Source organism: Corynebacterium sp. MSK218, assembly GCF_030232655.1.
Lineage (GTDB): Bacteria > Actinomycetota > Actinomycetes > Mycobacteriales > Mycobacteriaceae > Corynebacterium.
This window is the reverse complement of the sequence record NZ_JASPGN010000004.1, coordinates 16169-31570: the sequence shown is the minus strand read 5'-3', so window position 1 is coordinate 31570 and position 15402 is coordinate 16169. Positions and strand designations below refer to the sequence as shown.

14 protein-coding genes are annotated in these 15402 nt (G+C 59.4%); 10 read left to right on the top strand and 4 right to left on the bottom strand.

Translation table 11 applies throughout. The annotated features are described in order from the left end of the window. Positions 1-40: 40 nt before the first annotated feature. Both lgt and pyk read left to right on the top strand, forming a co-directional pair. Entirely contained in the window at positions 41-1009 is a 969-nt protein-coding gene (gene lgt / locus QP922_RS04240) for a prolipoprotein diacylglyceryl transferase (RefSeq protein WP_284808057.1), read from the top strand. 250 nt (positions 1010-1259) lie between these two features. Then, the gene (pyk, locus tag QP922_RS04235) at positions 1260-2681 is read left to right on the top strand and encodes a pyruvate kinase (RefSeq protein WP_284808169.1); all 1422 of its coding nucleotides are present in this window, start codon (positions 1260-1262) and stop codon (positions 2679-2681) included. Between the two features lie 107 nt (positions 2682-2788). On the opposite strand, the gene QP922_RS04230 is transcribed toward pyk, so the two are convergent. Then, on the bottom strand, positions 2789-5179 hold the full coding sequence (locus QP922_RS04230) for a glycogen/starch/alpha-glucan phosphorylase (protein WP_284808056.1): 2391 nt from the start codon (positions 5177-5179) through the stop codon (positions 2789-2791). A 126-nt stretch (positions 5180-5305) separates the two neighbouring features. Next, positions 5306-6505, bottom strand: a complete 1200-nt coding sequence (locus QP922_RS04225; RefSeq protein WP_284808055.1) for an amidohydrolase — start codon at positions 6503-6505, stop codon at positions 5306-5308. A 36-nt stretch (positions 6506-6541) separates the two neighbouring features. Between QP922_RS04225 and QP922_RS04220 the strand changes: the two genes are divergently transcribed. Further along, the gene (locus tag QP922_RS04220; RefSeq protein WP_284808054.1) at positions 6542-6940 is read left to right on the top strand and encodes a hypothetical protein; all 399 of its coding nucleotides are present in this window, start codon (positions 6542-6544) and stop codon (positions 6938-6940) included. Here the strand turns inward: QP922_RS04220 and QP922_RS04215 are convergent. After that, positions 6930-8093 (bottom strand): glycerate kinase, encoded by a 1164-nt coding sequence (locus QP922_RS04215; RefSeq protein WP_284808053.1) that lies wholly within the window; start codon positions 8091-8093, stop codon positions 6930-6932. The two genes, QP922_RS04220 and QP922_RS04215, sit on opposite strands and share 11 nt — an antisense overlap. Before the next feature lie 174 nt (positions 8094-8267). Here QP922_RS04215 and gdhA point away from each other — a divergent pair, with 174 nt between their 5' ends. After that, entirely contained in the window at positions 8268-9614 is a 1347-nt protein-coding gene (gdhA, locus tag QP922_RS04210; RefSeq protein WP_070669871.1) for an NADP-specific glutamate dehydrogenase, read from the top strand. A gap of 136 nt (positions 9615-9750) precedes the next feature. Further along, positions 9751-10545: a DivIVA domain-containing protein gene (locus QP922_RS04205; protein WP_284808052.1), complete on the top strand. Its 795-nt coding sequence runs from the start codon at positions 9751-9753 to the stop codon at positions 10543-10545. Positions 10546-10608: 63 nt separating this feature from the next. Here the strand turns inward: QP922_RS04205 and QP922_RS04200 are convergent, their stop codons facing one another. Next, positions 10609-11229: a hypothetical protein gene (locus QP922_RS04200; RefSeq protein WP_284808051.1), complete on the bottom strand. Its 621-nt coding sequence runs from the start codon at positions 11227-11229 to the stop codon at positions 10609-10611. A 171-nt stretch (positions 11230-11400) separates the two neighbouring features. Between QP922_RS04200 and QP922_RS04195 the strand changes: the two genes are divergently transcribed. Genes QP922_RS04195 through QP922_RS04175 form a run of 5 tightly spaced genes read left to right on the top strand, consistent with a single transcriptional unit; the run spans position 11401 to position 15399 of the window. After that, positions 11401-11940 carry a YceD family protein gene (locus tag QP922_RS04195; protein WP_070669868.1) on the top strand — a complete coding sequence of 180 codons (540 nt, stop codon included), beginning with the start codon at positions 11401-11403 and terminating at the stop codon, positions 11938-11940. Then, positions 11937-12707, top strand: a complete 771-nt coding sequence (rnc, locus tag QP922_RS04190; RefSeq protein ID WP_070669867.1) for a ribonuclease III — start codon at positions 11937-11939, stop codon at positions 12705-12707. The genes QP922_RS04195 and rnc overlap by 4 nt, the downstream gene beginning before the upstream one ends. Next, a complete protein-coding gene (gene mutM, locus QP922_RS04185; protein WP_284808050.1) occupies positions 12708-13538 on the top strand; it encodes a bifunctional DNA-formamidopyrimidine glycosylase/DNA-(apurinic or apyrimidinic site) lyase in 831 nt (276 codons plus the stop codon). It abuts the gene before it with no gap. A 49-nt stretch (positions 13539-13587) separates the two neighbouring features. Then, the gene (locus QP922_RS04180; protein WP_284808049.1) at positions 13588-15114 is read left to right on the top strand and encodes an alanine/glycine:cation symporter family protein; all 1527 of its coding nucleotides are present in this window, start codon (positions 13588-13590) and stop codon (positions 15112-15114) included. Next, on the top strand, positions 15115-15399 hold the full coding sequence (locus QP922_RS04175) for an acylphosphatase (protein WP_284808048.1): 285 nt from the start codon (positions 15115-15117) through the stop codon (positions 15397-15399). It abuts the gene before it with no gap. Positions 15400-15402: the final 3 nt, after the last annotated feature.

The following is a 15402-nucleotide window of genomic DNA, read 5'->3' as shown; positions in this document are numbered from 1 at the left end:
AGCGTTGTAGTACCCGCATTTTTCAGGCACACTATCTCCCGTGCAGATTTACTACCTCGCGAATATCCCTTCCCCGCCGCAGGGCGTATGGCACCTGGGCCCGATTCCGATTCGTGCCTACGCCATGTGCATCATTCTGGGCATCCTCGTTGCTATGTGGATGACGTTGCGCCGCTACACTGCGCGCGGCGGAAACCCTGACGTGGTGTGGGACGCGGCCATCGTGGTCATTCCCGCCGGCATTATCGGTGGGCGCCTTTACCACGTGATTACGGATAACGATAAATACTTCTGTTCCACGTGTGACCCTATTGATGCGCTGAAGATCACCAACGGCGGCCTCGGCATTTGGGGCGCGGTGGCGCTTGGCGCGGTGGCTGTGTGGGTCATGTTCAAAATCAAAGGTATTCCACTGGGGCCGTTTGCTGACGCCGTCGCACCCGGCCTCATCCTGGCCCAGGCTATTGGGCGCCTCGGAAACTGGTTTAACCAAGAGCTCTATGGCCGGGAAACCACTGTGCCTTGGGCACTCGATATCTACTACCGCGTCAATGAGAATGGTGACTATGCGCCGATAAGCGGACGCTCTACAGGTGAGGTCATGACCTCGGTACACCCGACCTTCCTCTACGAGCTTGTGTGGAACGTGGTTATTTGCATTTTCCTTTTGTGGGCACACAAGGCCTGGAAATTGGGACACGGGCGCGTCTTTGCTCTGTACGTGGCGGGCTACACCGCGGGCCGTTTCGTGGTCGAGAACATGCGCGCGGATGAGGCCACACACATCTTTGGCTTCCGCGTCAACGTCATTGTGTCCGTCGTGTGCTTCATCATTGCCCTCATTGTGTTTATCCGCCTACCACGCGGCCAGGAGACTCCCGAAGAGGTTGATCCACATCGTGCCAAAAGTGGGGCAGACCATAGCGCCGGCGATGGTGGGCGCGCAGGTTCACAGGTTCACCCGTACCCTCATTCGGATTCTTCCTCTGCCGGAGGGATGGCGCAGTAGCCGGAATCACAGTACATTTTTGGGCAGTGATGGCGTCGCGCTAGGAGCCTTATGGGGCCCGCCAGAAATGTCCGATCGTGCCCGCTCGCGCCCATTTCATGCTGCGTTTTGTGGTGGAAAGCAGGGAATTGAAAGGTATAACGGCACGACTCGGACGGAGATGTGAACATCATTTATGGTGGCAGAGACTAGAAAACGGGGGTACTTTAGGAACCGTTAGACATCCCCGATGCGAATAAGGCACTCCATGTTGGATAGAAGAACCAAAATCGTTTGTACGTTGGGTCCCGCAGTGGCAAGCAAGGAGGGAATCCTGGGCTTGGTGGAAGCGGGCATGGACGTCGCGCGTCTGAACATGTCCCACGGCGAGCACGCAGACCACGAAGCAAATTACGCCTGGGTCCGCGAAGCTACCGATGAGACCGGCCACGCCGTCGGTGTTCTCGCCGACCTTCAGGGTCCGAAGATCCGTCTGGGTCGCTTTGTCAACGGTGAGGAGATGTGGAAGGAAGGGGAAATCGTCCGAATCACCGTCGATGACGTCGAAGGTACCCACGACCGTGTCTCCACCACCTACAAGGGCCTGGCCAAGGACGCTAAGCCGGGAGACCGTCTGCTGATCGACGATGGCAAGGTTGCCGTCGTGTGCAAGGAAGTAGAAGGCAACGACGTTGTTTGTGAGGTCACCGAAGGCGGCCCAGTCTCCAACAACAAGGGCGTTTCCTTGCCGGGCATGGATATCTCCGTGCCGGCTCTGTCGGAGAAGGACATCGCTGACCTTCGCTTCGCACTGAATCTGGGCGTTGACATGATTGCCCTGTCTTTCGTCCGTTCCCCAGCGGATGTGGACAAGGTCCACGAAATCATGGACGAGGAAGGCCGTCGCGTTCCGGTTATTGCCAAGCTGGAGAAGCCGGAGGCTGTCGACGCCCTCGAGTCCATCGTGCTGGCTTTCGACGCCATCATGATTGCCCGTGGTGACCTGGGTGTGGAGGTTCCGCTCGAGCAGGTTCCGCTGTTCCAGAAGCGCGCCATCCAGATTGCGCGTGAGAACGCCAAGCCGGTCATCGTGGCTACTCAGATGCTGGATTCCATGATTTCCAACCTGCGCCCAACTCGTGCGGAGGCCTCCGACGTGGCCAATGCCGTGCTTGACGGTGCTGATGCGGTCATGCTCTCGGGTGAGACGTCCGTCGGTATCGACCCGCAAAACGTTGTGCGCACGATGTCCAAGATTGTGGCTAACGCTGAGTCTGGCGGCCAGGTTCCGCCGCTGAGCCACGTGCCGCGCACCAAGCGTGGCGTGGTGTCCTACTCCGCGCGTGATATCGCAGAGCGCCTCAACGCCAAGGCCATCGTCGCATTCACCACGTCTGGTGACACTGCGAAGCGCGTGGCTCGTTTGCACTCCCCATTGCCGTTGCTGGCGTTTACTCCGCACCCGGCAATTCGCTCGCAGTTGGCTCTGACCTGGGGTGCAGAGACTTTCTTGAGCTCTGAGGTCAAGTCCACCGATGACATGATGGCTAGCATCGATGAGGCCCTTCTTGGAATGGACAAGTACAAGGAAGGTGACATGATCATTGTCATCGCCGGTACCCCTCCGGGAATCTCTGGCAACACCAACATGATCCAGGTTCACCAGCTGGGTGAAACCTTGCGCGAGAAGTAATCACGCTCTCCCGCATAGAGGCAGAAACGCCAGAACACCGCCGCCATCCCTCCTCGAGGGACAGCGGCGGTGTTACTTATTCTTCACACTCAACGCGTGGTGGCAGACTAGATGCTGGCGATAGGGGTTGGGGCCAGCTTCCATACCTCGTTGGCGTAGTCCGCGATGGTGCGGTCGGAGGAGAAGCGACCGGAGTAGCAGATATTCAGCCAGGCCTTCTTGGCCCACTCCATCTCATCGGCGTCATAGTCAGCGGCCATGCGGTCGCGGGTCTCGCGGTAGTCGGCGAAGTCACCCAGGACGTAGTAGGTGTCCTGAGCGTGCTCGCCATAACCATCCAGAAGCGAGGAGCGCAGGTCACCGAACATGCCATTATTCTCCGATCCCAAAGTTCCATCGGTAAAGGCATCCAAAACGCGGGCCAGACCCGGAACAGAGTTGTAGAGCTCACCGGGGTTGTACTCGGCGCGCAGCTGCGGGATCTCTTCGTTGCGAGCACCGAAGATGTAGGCATTTTCTTCGCCCACTGCCTCAACAATCTCGACGTTGGCGCCATCCATGGTGCCCAGCGTCAGAGCACCGTTCATCATGAACTTCATGTTGGAGGTACCCGATGCCTCCTTACCAGCGACGGAAATCTGCTCGGAGACATCTGCGGCGGGGATAATGTGTTCGGCGGGGGAGACGTTGTAGTTCTCTACGAAGACAACGTTGAGCACGTCCTTGGTAGCTGGGTCGTTGTTCACCAGATCACCGATAGTGTTGATGAGCTTGATGATGGCCTTAGCGCGGACATAGCCCGGAGCTGCCTTCGCGCCGAAGATGAAGGTGCGCTTCGGAACGGTTTCACCATCGACCTTGATACGGAAGTAAAGGTCAAGGATGTACAGAGCATTCATGAGCTGACGCTTGTACTCGTGAAGGCGCTTGATCTGGACATCAAAAATGGAATCGGGGTCCACGGTGGAACCTTGGTGATCCGCAATCCAGGTGGCGAAGTCCTGCTTATTGGCGCGCTTGACGTTGATGAGCTGACGCAGAACCTTTTCATCCTCCGCCAACGGTGCGAGCTTGGCCAGCTGCGTCAGATCGGTAACCCAGGCATCGGAACCTGCCTGCTCAGTGAGCAGGCTCGACAAGCGTGGGTTGCACATGCGAAGCCAGCGGCGCGGTGTCACACCGTTAGTCTTGTTGTTGAACTTCTCCGGCCACAGCTCGTGCCACTCGGACAGCGTATCTGCCTTGATGATCTCGGTGTGCAAGGCCGCCACACCATTGATGGAGTAGGCAGCGTAGCAGGCAATCCATGCCATGTGGACCTGGCCGTTGGACACGGGCGCCATGTAGTCGATGCGGCCCTGATCCAGCCCGCGTTGGCCCATGTCCTCACGGAAACGACGGTCAATTTCCTCCACAAGCTCCCAGATGCGCCAGAACAGCTTCTGGAAGATGGAGACTTCCCAGCTTTCCAGGGCCTCTGCCAAGACGGTGTGGTTGGTATACGCGAAGGTCTCAGTGACAACCTTCCACGCTTCATCCCAGCCCATCCCATGCTCGTCGAGAAGCAGGCGCAGCAATTCGGGAATAGCGAGCACCGGGTGGGTGTCATTGAGCTGAATGCAGTTGTACTTGGCAAAGCCAGTGAGATCGTCACCGTGGTGCTCAATGTAGTTATCAATCATCTGCTGCAGGGACGCAGAGACGAAGAAGTACTGCTGGCGAACACGCAGGACCTTGCCTTCGTAGGTGGTGTCATTGGGGTAGAGCACACGGCAGATGTCCATGACGCGCTCGCGTTCAACGATGGCCTCAGTAAAGCGCTGGGAGTTGAAGGCATCATAGTCGAACTCATCGATGGGTTCGGACTTCCACAAGCGCAGGGTGCCGACGTTATCGGTGCCGTAGCCGGTAATGGGCATGTCATACGGGATGGCGCGTACGTCCATGTCATCGAAGTGGATGCGGCGCTGCTCGGAGGCGCGGCGAATGATGAAGTCGTAGCCATTCTCCATCCAGGAATCCGGCTTCTCGCGCTGGAAGCCGTCCTCGAAGGACTGGCGGAACAAGCCATAGCGGTACAGGAGGCCATAGCCGGTGACCGGGTAATCCTGGGTTACAGCGGAGTCGAGGAAGCACGCAGCGAGGCGGCCCAAACCACCGTTACCCAGAGCGGCATCATGCTCGGCCTCGAGGACATCCGATAACTCGTGGCCGGCAGCCTTGGCAGCGGCGCGGGCTTCATCCACGAGACCGACATTGGTGAGGTTGTTGAGCAGTGCGCGGCCCTGCAAGAACTCTGCGGAGAAGTAGTGCTGCTGACGGGCAGCGGCATAAGTGCTGCGGGTTGCTTCCCAGTTATCGGCAATCTGTTCCATGACTGCGGAGGACAGGCCGGACCAGAACTTGCGGTTGGAGGCGGTGGGCGGCGTCACGCCGGAGGCGGCGCGGACGTGCCCGGGAACTGCGGTCTGAAAATCGGCGTGCTGGGGCTGGCTCATAACATTCCTTAGACGTTGCACTCAAAATGTGTGGAAAATACCGACCTCAAGCTTAACCAGTTCCGCCTTATCACGCAGTGAGCCAGCTGGCTAGAGCTTCGCTGTGTGGAGTGAGTGCGTTCAGCTCTAGCGCTTGAGGAAAGACAGAACCGCAGCAGCGGCGGCACGCGTCGCGGAGTCCATGGTGGGGGTGTAGTCCGGCAGGAAGGTGGACTGATGGTTGACCGGAGGGTTATCGATGAGCTCATCTGGGGTGGAGCCGATGAACCAGAAGTAGTAGGGCACGCCCCATGCTTGCGGAAGGTAGCAAAAGTCCTCTGACACTGTGGATGGTGTGGCGGTGACAGAAAGCTCTCCAAAGACGTCGTCGAACGAGGCACGCACGGCGTCGTGGGCATCGGGGTCGTTATCGGTGACTTCGCCGTGCGCGTAATACTCAAAGGTTGGCTCGGCCGGGCAACCAGAAGCTACGCACTCCGCGCGCACCATGCGCTCCAGGGAGGCGTAGACGCGTTCGGCTAACTCCGGCTTGTAATAGCGGGTATTGAGTACCAACTCGGCGCTGCCGGGGATGATGTTGTTCTTCTCTCCTGCATGTAGCTCGCCGACGGAGATGACAAAGAAGTCGTGGGGAGGAACCTCGCGGCCAACAATGGCCTGGAGGCGCGTGACCACCATTGCGGCAACGTAAGAAGGGTCGATGGATTCGTGTGGCATGGAGGCGTGAGCGGAGCGGCCCGTGATGTGGATGCGCAGGGAATCACAGCCGGCGAGGATGGGACCAGATGTGGATTGAACCTGGCCTGCCGGCCCGGGCATGACGTGTTGACCCAAGCAGACATCGGGCTTTGGCACACGTTCGGTGAGGCCATCGGCAATCATGTATTTTGCGCCCATGGAGGATTCCTCCGCTGGTTGGAAGAGAGCAAGGAAGGTGCCTTGCCAGGCGTCGCGGTGGACGTCGATAAGCGCACAGGCTCCCAAAAGCGCGGTGGTGTGTACGTCGTGGCCACAGGCATGCATCTTGCCGTTGGTGGCGGCGAAGTCAACGCCGGTCTCCTCGGCTACCGGTAGCGCGTCGAAGTCCGCGCGCATGAGCGCTGTGGGGCCGTCCCCATTGCGGAAGATAGCAACGATTCCATGGCCGCCGATGCCGGTGACAACCTCACATTCATACTTTTCAAGCTGTTCCAGGATGCGTCCTGCAGTGCGTTCCTCCTCGTGGGAAAGTTCGGGGTGGGAGTGCAGATCCTCGTAGAAAGCACGCTGCCAGGAGAGGTCGACGGCGTCACTGTTCAGAAGATTCGCAAGTGTGGGATCTGCCATAGTTACCATCCTTAAAGTTAGGGTAGGATTGCCTACATGCCAATGATTCAATTTGATGTTCTGGTGCCGGATGCACAAGCCGAGCGCGTTGCCGAAATCTTCAGTACTGCCACGCAAAAGCTGGTTGATACCAATTCGCTGACCTCAGCCGAGGTTACTCGCGTGGAGGAGCCGGCGATCCAGGAGGGCCTTGAGGAACAACTGCGCCAGACGTATCGAGATGAGCACGAAGACCGCGACCTTGAAGGTGCGAATGTCCACCGCTACGACATTGAGGTTGAGGGTGTGACGGGATCTATCAACCAGCTCACCATGGTGCTTTCGCGCCTGCTTACTCCTCATGCGGTGCTACCGAAGGACCATGTACTACTCGAGGATGAAGTTGCACACGAGCGCCCGGCTATCTTCCCGTGGTCGGTGCAGGTTAATCCCTAGCGTGTGGAACGGATGCCTCAATAAATTCTGTGACGAGGCGCTCGGCGGCGTTGCTGATTGCGGCGGCCACCTCGTTTCTGGTAGCACTGCTTCCGTCTCCTTCTAGTTCCTGGAGCAGTGCCCCGGCCGGGGCAGGAGCAGTGGCGGAGCCGGTAACGATGCCGAGGGTGGGGGAGTCCGCTCCGTCTGCTGTGAGTTCAGCTAATGTACCGACCACTTTTCCGGTGAGGGACTGCTCGTCAAAGCGGCCTTCACCGGTGATGAGGAGATCGGCCTCTGCGGCACGTGTGGGGAGCTCAAGCGCTTCAGCGACGTAGCGCCCGCCGGGGATGATCGTGCAGTGCTCATCTGTGCCCCACAACGTGCGCGAAAGCCAGCTCAAAGCAATCGGGATGCCGCCGGCCGCGCCCATGAATTCTGCCTGCGGGTCGGTGTCAGTGACTGCGCACAGTTGCAGCATGGCGCCAGCTAGTAGTGCTACCTGTTCGCCTTCGGCGCCTTTTTGTGGGCCATACATTGTGGCCGCTTGGATGGGGACCGCGCGGGTATCGGTCACCAACGAGTAGTCCAGCATGGCGGCCTTCATGTTGAGCTGCGCGGTATCGATGGTGTTGAGGTTGACCAGAGGGGCGCCGCCTTTAGGGAGCGCATAGCCGCGTGCATCGTGGGCTGCCGCGCCTAATGCGGTGAGAATTCCCAGGCCGCCGTCGATACTGGCGCTTCCACCCAAGCCTAAGACAATGTGCTTCGCGCCGCGCGCCTCCGCATCAGCGATAAGAACGCCGGTGCCGTAGGAATCTGCGTGGAGCGGGTCGAGGGCATCGGATACAGCAGGCAGGCCGGTCGCAGCGGCGACGTCGATAAACGCCTCCTCACCCACGAGGTAGTAGCTGGCCTCGGTGAGGCGGCCCACCGCATCCGTGGTGGGCAGTGTAATGGTCTGGCCTGCTGTGCCGGTACGCGCGACTGCCGCGCTGGCAAGAACCTCGGCGGTACCTTCGCCGCCATCGGCCATGGGGAGCGTCGTCACGGTGGACGTGGCGGCAAGGTCGGCACTACTCAAGGCGCGGCGAGCACCGAGAGCTATTGCGGCAGCAGCTTCGCTAGCGGTGGCGGTGCCTTTGAATGAGTCGGGGGCAACAAGGATGCGCATGATAACGAGTATATGGGGAGCCGTATGGCAATTAAATTTTGGGTATTTGAGCTGCGAGTGAAGGACTTTTTGGATTATGCGGCTTGCAATTTAGGTCGAATGATAGAAAACTAACTGTTGTTCATTAAGTTGAAGCACTGATCATTCGGTTTAGTGCCACATGAAAGGATTGCCATGTCCATCGACCAGCAGATCTCCGATTACTACAGCAAGCTTCTGAAGCGGAACGCGGGCGAACCTGAGTTCCATCAGGCGCTTGCTGAGGTCCTTGATTCCCTCAAGATCGTCCTTAACAAGGATCCACACTACGCGGACTACGGTCTGGTCGAGCGTCTCTGCGAGCCTGAACGCCAGCTCATCTTCCGCGTCCCGTGGGTCGATGACAAGGGCGAAATCCAGGTCAACCGCGGCTTTCGTGTGCAGTTCAACTCCGCATTGGGCCCGTACAAAGGCGGTCTGCGTTTCCACCCGAGCGTGAACCTGGGCATCATTAAGTTCCTCGGCTTCGAGCAGATCTTTAAGAACTCCCTGACTGGCCTTCCTATTGGCGGCGGCAAGGGTGGCTCGGACTTTGACCCTAAGGGCAAGTCTGACGCTGAGGTCATGCGCTTCTGTCAGTCCTTCATGACTGAGCTGCACAACCACATCGGGGAATACCGCGATGTCCCGGCCGGTGACATCGGCGTAGGCGGCCGCGAAATTGGTTACCTCTTCGGCCAGTACCGCCGCCTTGAGAACAAGCACGAGTCCGGCATTCTCACCGGTAAGGGCCTGACCTGGGGTGGATCGCTGGTGCGTACCGAGGCTACCGGCTACGGCTTGGTGTACCTCACTGCAGAGATGATGAAGGCACACGGCGAGTCCTTCGAAGGCGCCAAGGTTATCGTGTCAGGTTCGGGCAATGTGGCCATCTACGCTGCTGAAAAGGTTCAGCAGCTGGGTGGCACGGTTGTGGCTATGTCGGACTCCTCCGGCTACATCACCACCCCGCAGGGCGTGGACTTGGAGCTGCTTAAGGACATCAAGGAAGTGCGTCGTGAGCGTATCTCCACCTATGCAAAGGAGGCTGGTAACGGGGTGGAGTACCACGACGGTGGAAACGTCTGGGAGGTCCAGGCGGATGTCGCTTTGCCGTGTGCAACCCAGAACGAACTCGATGGTGATGATGCCAAGCTGTTGGTCGACAACAAGGTGCGCTACGTGGCGGAGGGTGCCAACATGCCGTGTACCCCGGAGGCGGTCCACTACTTCTTGGATCAGAAGATTGCGTTCGCGCCGGGCAAGGCAGCCAACGCGGGTGGTGTTGCTACCTCCGCACTGGAAATGCAGCAAAACGCCTCCCGTGACTCTTGGACCTTTGAGTACACCGATCAGCGCCTGCACGACATCATGTCGAGCATCTTCCGCAACATCGATAAAACGTCAAAGGAATATGGCCTCGACGGTGACTACGTGGCCGGCGCCAACATTGCTGGCTTCAAGAAGGTAGCGGACGCCATGCTGGCGCAGGGCGTTATCTAAGGTTCTGTGCTTGGCGTACTGCCACATCGCAACCTCCCCCTCACGCTCGTGAAAGTGAGCGCGACGGGGAGGTTTTCGCTGTCAACACCCGCGTGGGATACGTCGCGCTGTGCGCGGGCTTGGTTAGGCTGGTGCCATGTACCGCGTTTTTGAGTCCCTCGATGAACTTGTTCGCAATCTGGAACAGGCCTACGCCGTTCCTATGACCTCCAATTGCATGGTCCCGCGCCACGAAATGCTGGCGCTTCTCGATGATCTCCGTAATGCCCTCCCCGTTGAGATGGATGACGCTCAGGACGTCTTGGATAAACAGGATGAGATCCTGCAGGGCGCGGAGGAGCGCGCGGACCAGATTATTTCTGATGCCAACGCCCAGGCAGATGACACGGTTACCCGTGCACGTGAGGATGCGGACGCTATGCTTGCCGACGCCCAACATCGCGCCACCACCATGGTGGCCCAAGCCGAAGACGAAGCTACCAACTTAGTGGATAACGCCCGCGCCGATGCTGAGCGCACCCGCGCCCAGGCAGATGAGGAATACCAACGCACCGTTGCCGCCGGCCAAGCAGAGCAGGAGCGTCTCGTTTCTGAGTCTGAGGTGGTGCGTCGCGCTGATGATGAGGCTCACCGCATCGTCGAAACCGCACATTCTGAGTCCAACCGCCTGCGCACCGAGTGTGATGAGTTTGTGGATGCAAAGCTGGGCGAATTCGAAACTACGCTGTCTGATCTGCTGCGCACCGTGAACAATGACCGCTCCGCACTGCGCCGCGGCGCGGGTGTTCGTTCCCGTGGGGAGTCGCGCGGTGACTCCCGCGCCGAGGGACGCCCAGAGGGCCGTGAGGTGCGTGGCGATGCGCGTAGCGAAAGCTGGGAACGCGGCGAGTCCCGTCCCCGTCGCGCGCCCCGCGCACCGCGCGACTACTAGAGCGCACCACGCGTAAAGCTCCCAGTTGAGGCCCTTGTCAGGGCCGTCACTGGGAGCTCATCCTTAAGCAGCGGCGGGGTAGGAGCGGCGGGAGGCATCGTGGGCTTTGGAGGCTTCGTGGGCAGCCTCGGCGCGGCGAATGCGGTCGGCTTCGGCTGCAGGCATGGTGCTTAACGCCGCAGCGAGGCCAGCGGCAATAAAACCAGGTAGGGCATAGAGCACCCACATGCTGCCAAAGCCCAGCCCACCCGTCAGGGGATCGGTGACGGGAGCCCACGGGGCGCCAGCCAGAGCGATCATGAGGTCAACGGCCCCAACACTGAGCATCATCATGCCGACGGTGAGGAATGCTGCGGAAATAGATTCCCGTGCAGCCCAGACAATGAAGGCGGCAAACAGGGAAAACAATGCCGAAGAAATAATCACGGTGGAGCTAAAGTGCAGCGGCAGCAGAGCTACGGAGCCCACCATGATGCCGGCGAGCGCGGCGATGGGGGCTACATGGCGCAGCACAAGTCCGTCGCGGCCGAAGATGCTCGGTCGATGCCGCGTCACCACGTGCCGGACAACCACACCTACGGCGGCCAACGCCACGGCTGGGGCGAGGCACTGCAGTGGGTAGAGCCCCGCGAGGTCGTGCGCCGTGTCTGTGATGGCGGCTGAATGAGTAGTGGCATTGCTCATGTCATTCCACGGTAGGGGCGAAAGCACCACTTAGCGAGTGCTGCACGCAAGTCCTTACGCGGTTGTACCCCAGCGTTCAGGCTGTTGCCAGTCTGCGGGTATGGCTGGCAGACATCGCCAGCTGGCTCCGGAGTGGGGGATTAGGCGGTACAGGGTAAGCTGGATGGCGTTATGAATTCACCTTTGAAGTTCGACGTGACGGAATTGCTGCGCAGTCAAGGCCCTGAAGCGCTGCCCGAGCACCGCGTTCAGACCGGCCCCGCCCCGGAGCGTATCGGCGTGGAAATGATCGCTATTCCGAAAGGCGATGAGCTAACGGTAGACGCCACCCTGACCCCATTGGGCTCGGGTGTCTTGGTAGATGCTGATGTCACTGGCACCCTCAGCGGCGAATGCGCGCGCTGTTTGGCGGAACTCCACCCAGAACTAGATCTCCACGTGTCCCAGGTCTTTGCGGCGGATGAGACCTTCATCAGTGGAGATGACGCTGATGAGCAGGACCAAGGCTCTGGTGATGAAGTACCAGAGGTCAAGGACGGCATCCTCGATCTGCTGCAGAGTGTTATTGATGAAGCCGGGTTAACTTTGCCATTTGCCCCGACCTGCGAAGGCGGCTGCGAGGCTGATGCGCCGGAGGGCGTTACCACGGGTGTCTCCGGTGAAGAAGAACGTGTAGATCCTCGCTGGTCAGGTTTGGAGAAGTTCCTATGAGTAAGAAAAAGAAGCTCACAGGAGAAGAAGCCCTCGCCGCTGCCTATGCCGAGGTAGACCACACCCCGTTGCTCACCGCATTGGGAGTAGACATCAGTGATGAGCATCTGTGTTTGGCACTGACGCACCGATCCTTTGCTAATGAGAACGGACACCTACCCAACAACGAGCGCCTCGAGTTCTTGGGGGATGCCGTGTTGGGTTTGTCGATTGCCGCGAAGCTTTATGAGCGCTACCCGTCGCGTCCGGAATCAGATATCTCCAAGATGCGCGCCTCCATCGTCTCGCGCTACGGTCTGTCTGATGTTGCCCGCGAGATTGAACTGGGCAAGCACATCCTGTTGGGTAAAGGCGAGCAGACCACCGGCGGTCGCGATAAGGACTCCATCCTCGCTGATACCACGGAAGCGATCCTGGGGGCGATTTACCGCCAGCATGGATTCGAGGTAGCACGCCAGGTTATTCTGAACCTTTTTGCCGCCAAAATTGAGAATGCAGTTGTGTCTGGTCGTCATATGGACTGGAAGACAACGCTGCAGGAGCTCTGCGCGGAGCTGAAGGCAGCAATGCCGGTTTATTCGGCGACCTCTACTGGTCCGGAACATGACCAGACCTTTAGCGCCGTGGCCACTGTTGCTGGTCTGACCGTGGGGCGAGGTAAGGGCCACAATAAGAAGCTTGCGGAGCAGAAGGCGGCGGAAGAAGCCTGCCAGGCGCTGCGCGAAACCCCGCTTTTGGTTCAAGGCACAGCGGCTAAAGAGAGCTAGATGCCGGAGCTTCCAGAAGTCGAATCTGTTCGCCGCGGCCTTGAGCCCTACATCGCTGGGCACACGTTTACCTCGGTTGAGGTGCTTCATCCGCGGGCGAACCGCGGGCAGGAGGAGCCACTCGCAGCGCTCCTGGAAGGTCGGACCGTTGCCGCGGCTGCACGCCGTGGCAAATTCATGTGGCTCGAATTCGCTGATGAAGACCTGAGCGATCCGGCCCGTGATGTCCTCTTCATTCACCTAGGGATGTCCGGCCAAGTGCGCATCGGCACGGTGAACTCCCCGCACGTGCGCATTCGGGCTGTGCTTGACGACGCCACCCCCATCAGCTTCGTCGACCAGCGCACCTTTGGGTACTGGCGTCTGGCCCCGTGGCTGACGATGGCACACATTGCGCCTGACCCGCTGGAGCCGGATTTCGACATCATGGCGGCCGCGCGCCGCATCCGGGCAAAGAAAACCGCCGTCAAGGTGGCTCTCTTGGATCAAACTGTCGTGAGCGGCGTGGGCAACATCTATGCCGATGAGGCCCTGTGGGCGGCAGGTATCTCCCCATTGAAAAAGGCGAGTGCGCTGCGTCAGAAGGACGCCGTGGCTATTGTGCAGGCAGCTACCGACGTCATGCGTGCTGCTCTCGACGTGGGCGGCACCAGCTTCGATGCCCTCTACGTCAATGTCAATGGTGAATCTGGCTACTTCGACCGTTCCTTGCATGTTTATGGGCGCGGTGGCCAGCCGTGTGATCGCTGCGGAACTGAGCTAGTGAAAGCCGTGGTGGGCGGACGTGGCACGCATTTTTGCCCCGCGTGTCAGCGCAGGGGTGCTGCCTAGGGGCGCATAAGTAGGTCTCTGGTAGGTGGTGCCGTTAAGATTATGGCCCATGCAAGAAGTTTTTAGCACTGTGATCGGTGCCATTAATAACAGCCTCTGGGCCTATGTTCTGCCGTGGCTGCTCATCGCCGCTGGCCTCTTCTTCGGCATCCGTACCGCCTTGGTGCAGGTACGTATGGTGCCAGACATGTTCAAGGCGGTCGTCGAAAAGCCCAAGGGCATCGGCGTGGATGAAGATGCCGATTATGGCGGAATTTCGGCGTTTAAAGCCTTCACGATTTCCGCAGCGTCGCGCGTCGGAACCGGCAACGTTGCGGGTGTCGCCGTGGCCATTTCCGTGGGCGGCCCGGGCGCAGTGTTCTGGATGTGGCTCATCGCCATCTTGGGCGGTGCGACAGCATTCGTGGAGTCCACACTGGCCCAGCTGTGGAAGGTGCGCGAAGGCGATGCTTACCGTGGCGGCCCCGCCTACTACATGTCCCGCGGACTGGGGTGGACGCCGCTGGCGACAGTGTTTTCCGTAGCCATCGCGATTACCTTCGGATGGTTCTACAACGCCTTCCAGACCAACGCTATTTCTGATTCCCTAGCTGCTTCCTTCGGCCAGGATTCCCTAGCGTTTAAAGCGGGCGTTGGCATTGCCGTCGTCCTCGTGGCAGGCCTCATCATCGTTGGCGGCGTGCAGCGTATCGCCACCATGACGCAATTCATTGTTCCCTTTATGGCAGCCGCCTACCTGCTCGTTGGCTTCATCGTTGTGGCATTGAACTTTGACAAGGTGCCGGACATGATTGTGTCTATCATCGGTTCTGCCTTTGGATTCCGTGAAGCTGCTGGCGCGACCTTGGGCATGGCCATGCTCAAGGGTATCCAGCGCGGATTGTTCTCCAATGAGGCCGGTGAAGGATCTGCTCCTAATGCCGCGGCAACGGCTACGGTGTCCCACCCCGTCAAGCAGGGCCTCGTCCAGACTCTCGGTGTGTACTTTGACACCCTCGTGGTCTGCTCCATTACGGCTTTCATCATTTTGCTGGGAACCGACTTTGAGACTTTCGGTTCTGATGCCATTGAAGGCGTTACGCTGACGCAGAATGCTCTTGCCGGAACGGTAGGTGAGTGGGGAATCCACTTTGTCACCTTTATCCTCTTCTTCCTAGCGTTCTCCTCCATCCTGGGCAATTACTACCTTGCCGAGTCCAACGTGGAGTACCTCTCGGAGAAGAAGTGGGTTCTGTGGGCCTTCCGCGTGATCGTGCTGGCCTTCGTCTTCTATGGTGCGGTCGCGCCGCTGGGTACCATCTTCGATCTTGCCGATACCGGCGCGGCCATCATGGTGCTGCTCAATGTGTGCGCCATCGTGCCGCTGTCGGGCGTGGCCATTAAGCTGCTCAAGAACTACAACGAGCAGCGCCGGAAAGGCGTGGACCCAGTCTTCCACCGTGATATGCTGCCGGAACTGAAGGGCGTGGAATGCTGGGATGGCTCGGATCCGGTAACCCGCCGCAGCCTAGAGGATCGTCGCCAGCTTGAGCACCAGCGCGATTTGGGTGATCGCACGAATTTGAGGGAGTTTTAAATGACGCAGCAGCGCCTGGCCGCGTTCGTTCTCGGCTCCGTGCAGGGCGTGGGATTCCGCTGGTGGACGCGTTCCCGTGCCTTGGAATTAGGCTTGGCTGGCCACGCCACCAACCTGCAGGACGGCCGTGTTCAGGTTGTCGCCGAAGGCCCGCGTGAGAAGTGCGAGCGTTTGCTGGAATTGCTGCGTGAAGAACCGTCCACCACCCGTCGCCCTGGCGTGGTTGAGGCCGTGGTGGAGCAGTGGGCCGAGCCACGCGGCGAGTCCGGCTTCATCGAACGCTAAACT

What these genes read in the sequence shown, in the direction of transcription:
- QP922_RS04230 (WP_284808056.1), bottom strand. Translation starts at nt 5,179, where the DNA reads ATGAGCCAGCCCCAGCACGCCGATTTTCAGACCGCAGTTCCCGGGCAC.
- QP922_RS04225 (WP_284808055.1), bottom strand. Translation starts at nt 6,505, where the DNA reads ATGGCAGATCCCACACTTGCGAATCTTCTGAACAGTGACGCCGTCGAC.
- QP922_RS04220 (WP_284808054.1), top strand. Translation starts at nt 6,542, where the DNA reads ATGCCAATGATTCAATTTGATGTTCTGGTGCCGGATGCACAAGCCGAG.
- QP922_RS04215 (WP_284808053.1), bottom strand. Translation starts at nt 8,093, where the DNA reads ATGCGCATCCTTGTTGCCCCCGACTCATTCAAAGGCACCGCCACCGCT.
- gdhA (WP_070669871.1), top strand. Translation starts at nt 8,268, where the DNA reads ATGTCCATCGACCAGCAGATCTCCGATTACTACAGCAAGCTTCTGAAG.
- QP922_RS04205 (WP_284808052.1), top strand. Translation starts at nt 9,751, where the DNA reads ATGTACCGCGTTTTTGAGTCCCTCGATGAACTTGTTCGCAATCTGGAA.
- QP922_RS04200 (WP_284808051.1), bottom strand. Translation starts at nt 11,229, where the DNA reads ATGAGCAATGCCACTACTCATTCAGCCGCCATCACAGACACGGCGCAC.
- QP922_RS04195 (WP_070669868.1), top strand. Translation starts at nt 11,401, where the DNA reads ATGAATTCACCTTTGAAGTTCGACGTGACGGAATTGCTGCGCAGTCAA.
- rnc (WP_070669867.1), top strand. Translation starts at nt 11,937, where the DNA reads ATGAGTAAGAAAAAGAAGCTCACAGGAGAAGAAGCCCTCGCCGCTGCC.
- mutM (WP_284808050.1), top strand. Translation starts at nt 12,708, where the DNA reads ATGCCGGAGCTTCCAGAAGTCGAATCTGTTCGCCGCGGCCTTGAGCCC.
- QP922_RS04180 (WP_284808049.1), top strand. Translation starts at nt 13,588, where the DNA reads ATGCAAGAAGTTTTTAGCACTGTGATCGGTGCCATTAATAACAGCCTC.
- QP922_RS04175 (WP_284808048.1), top strand. Translation starts at nt 15,115, where the DNA reads ATGACGCAGCAGCGCCTGGCCGCGTTCGTTCTCGGCTCCGTGCAGGGC.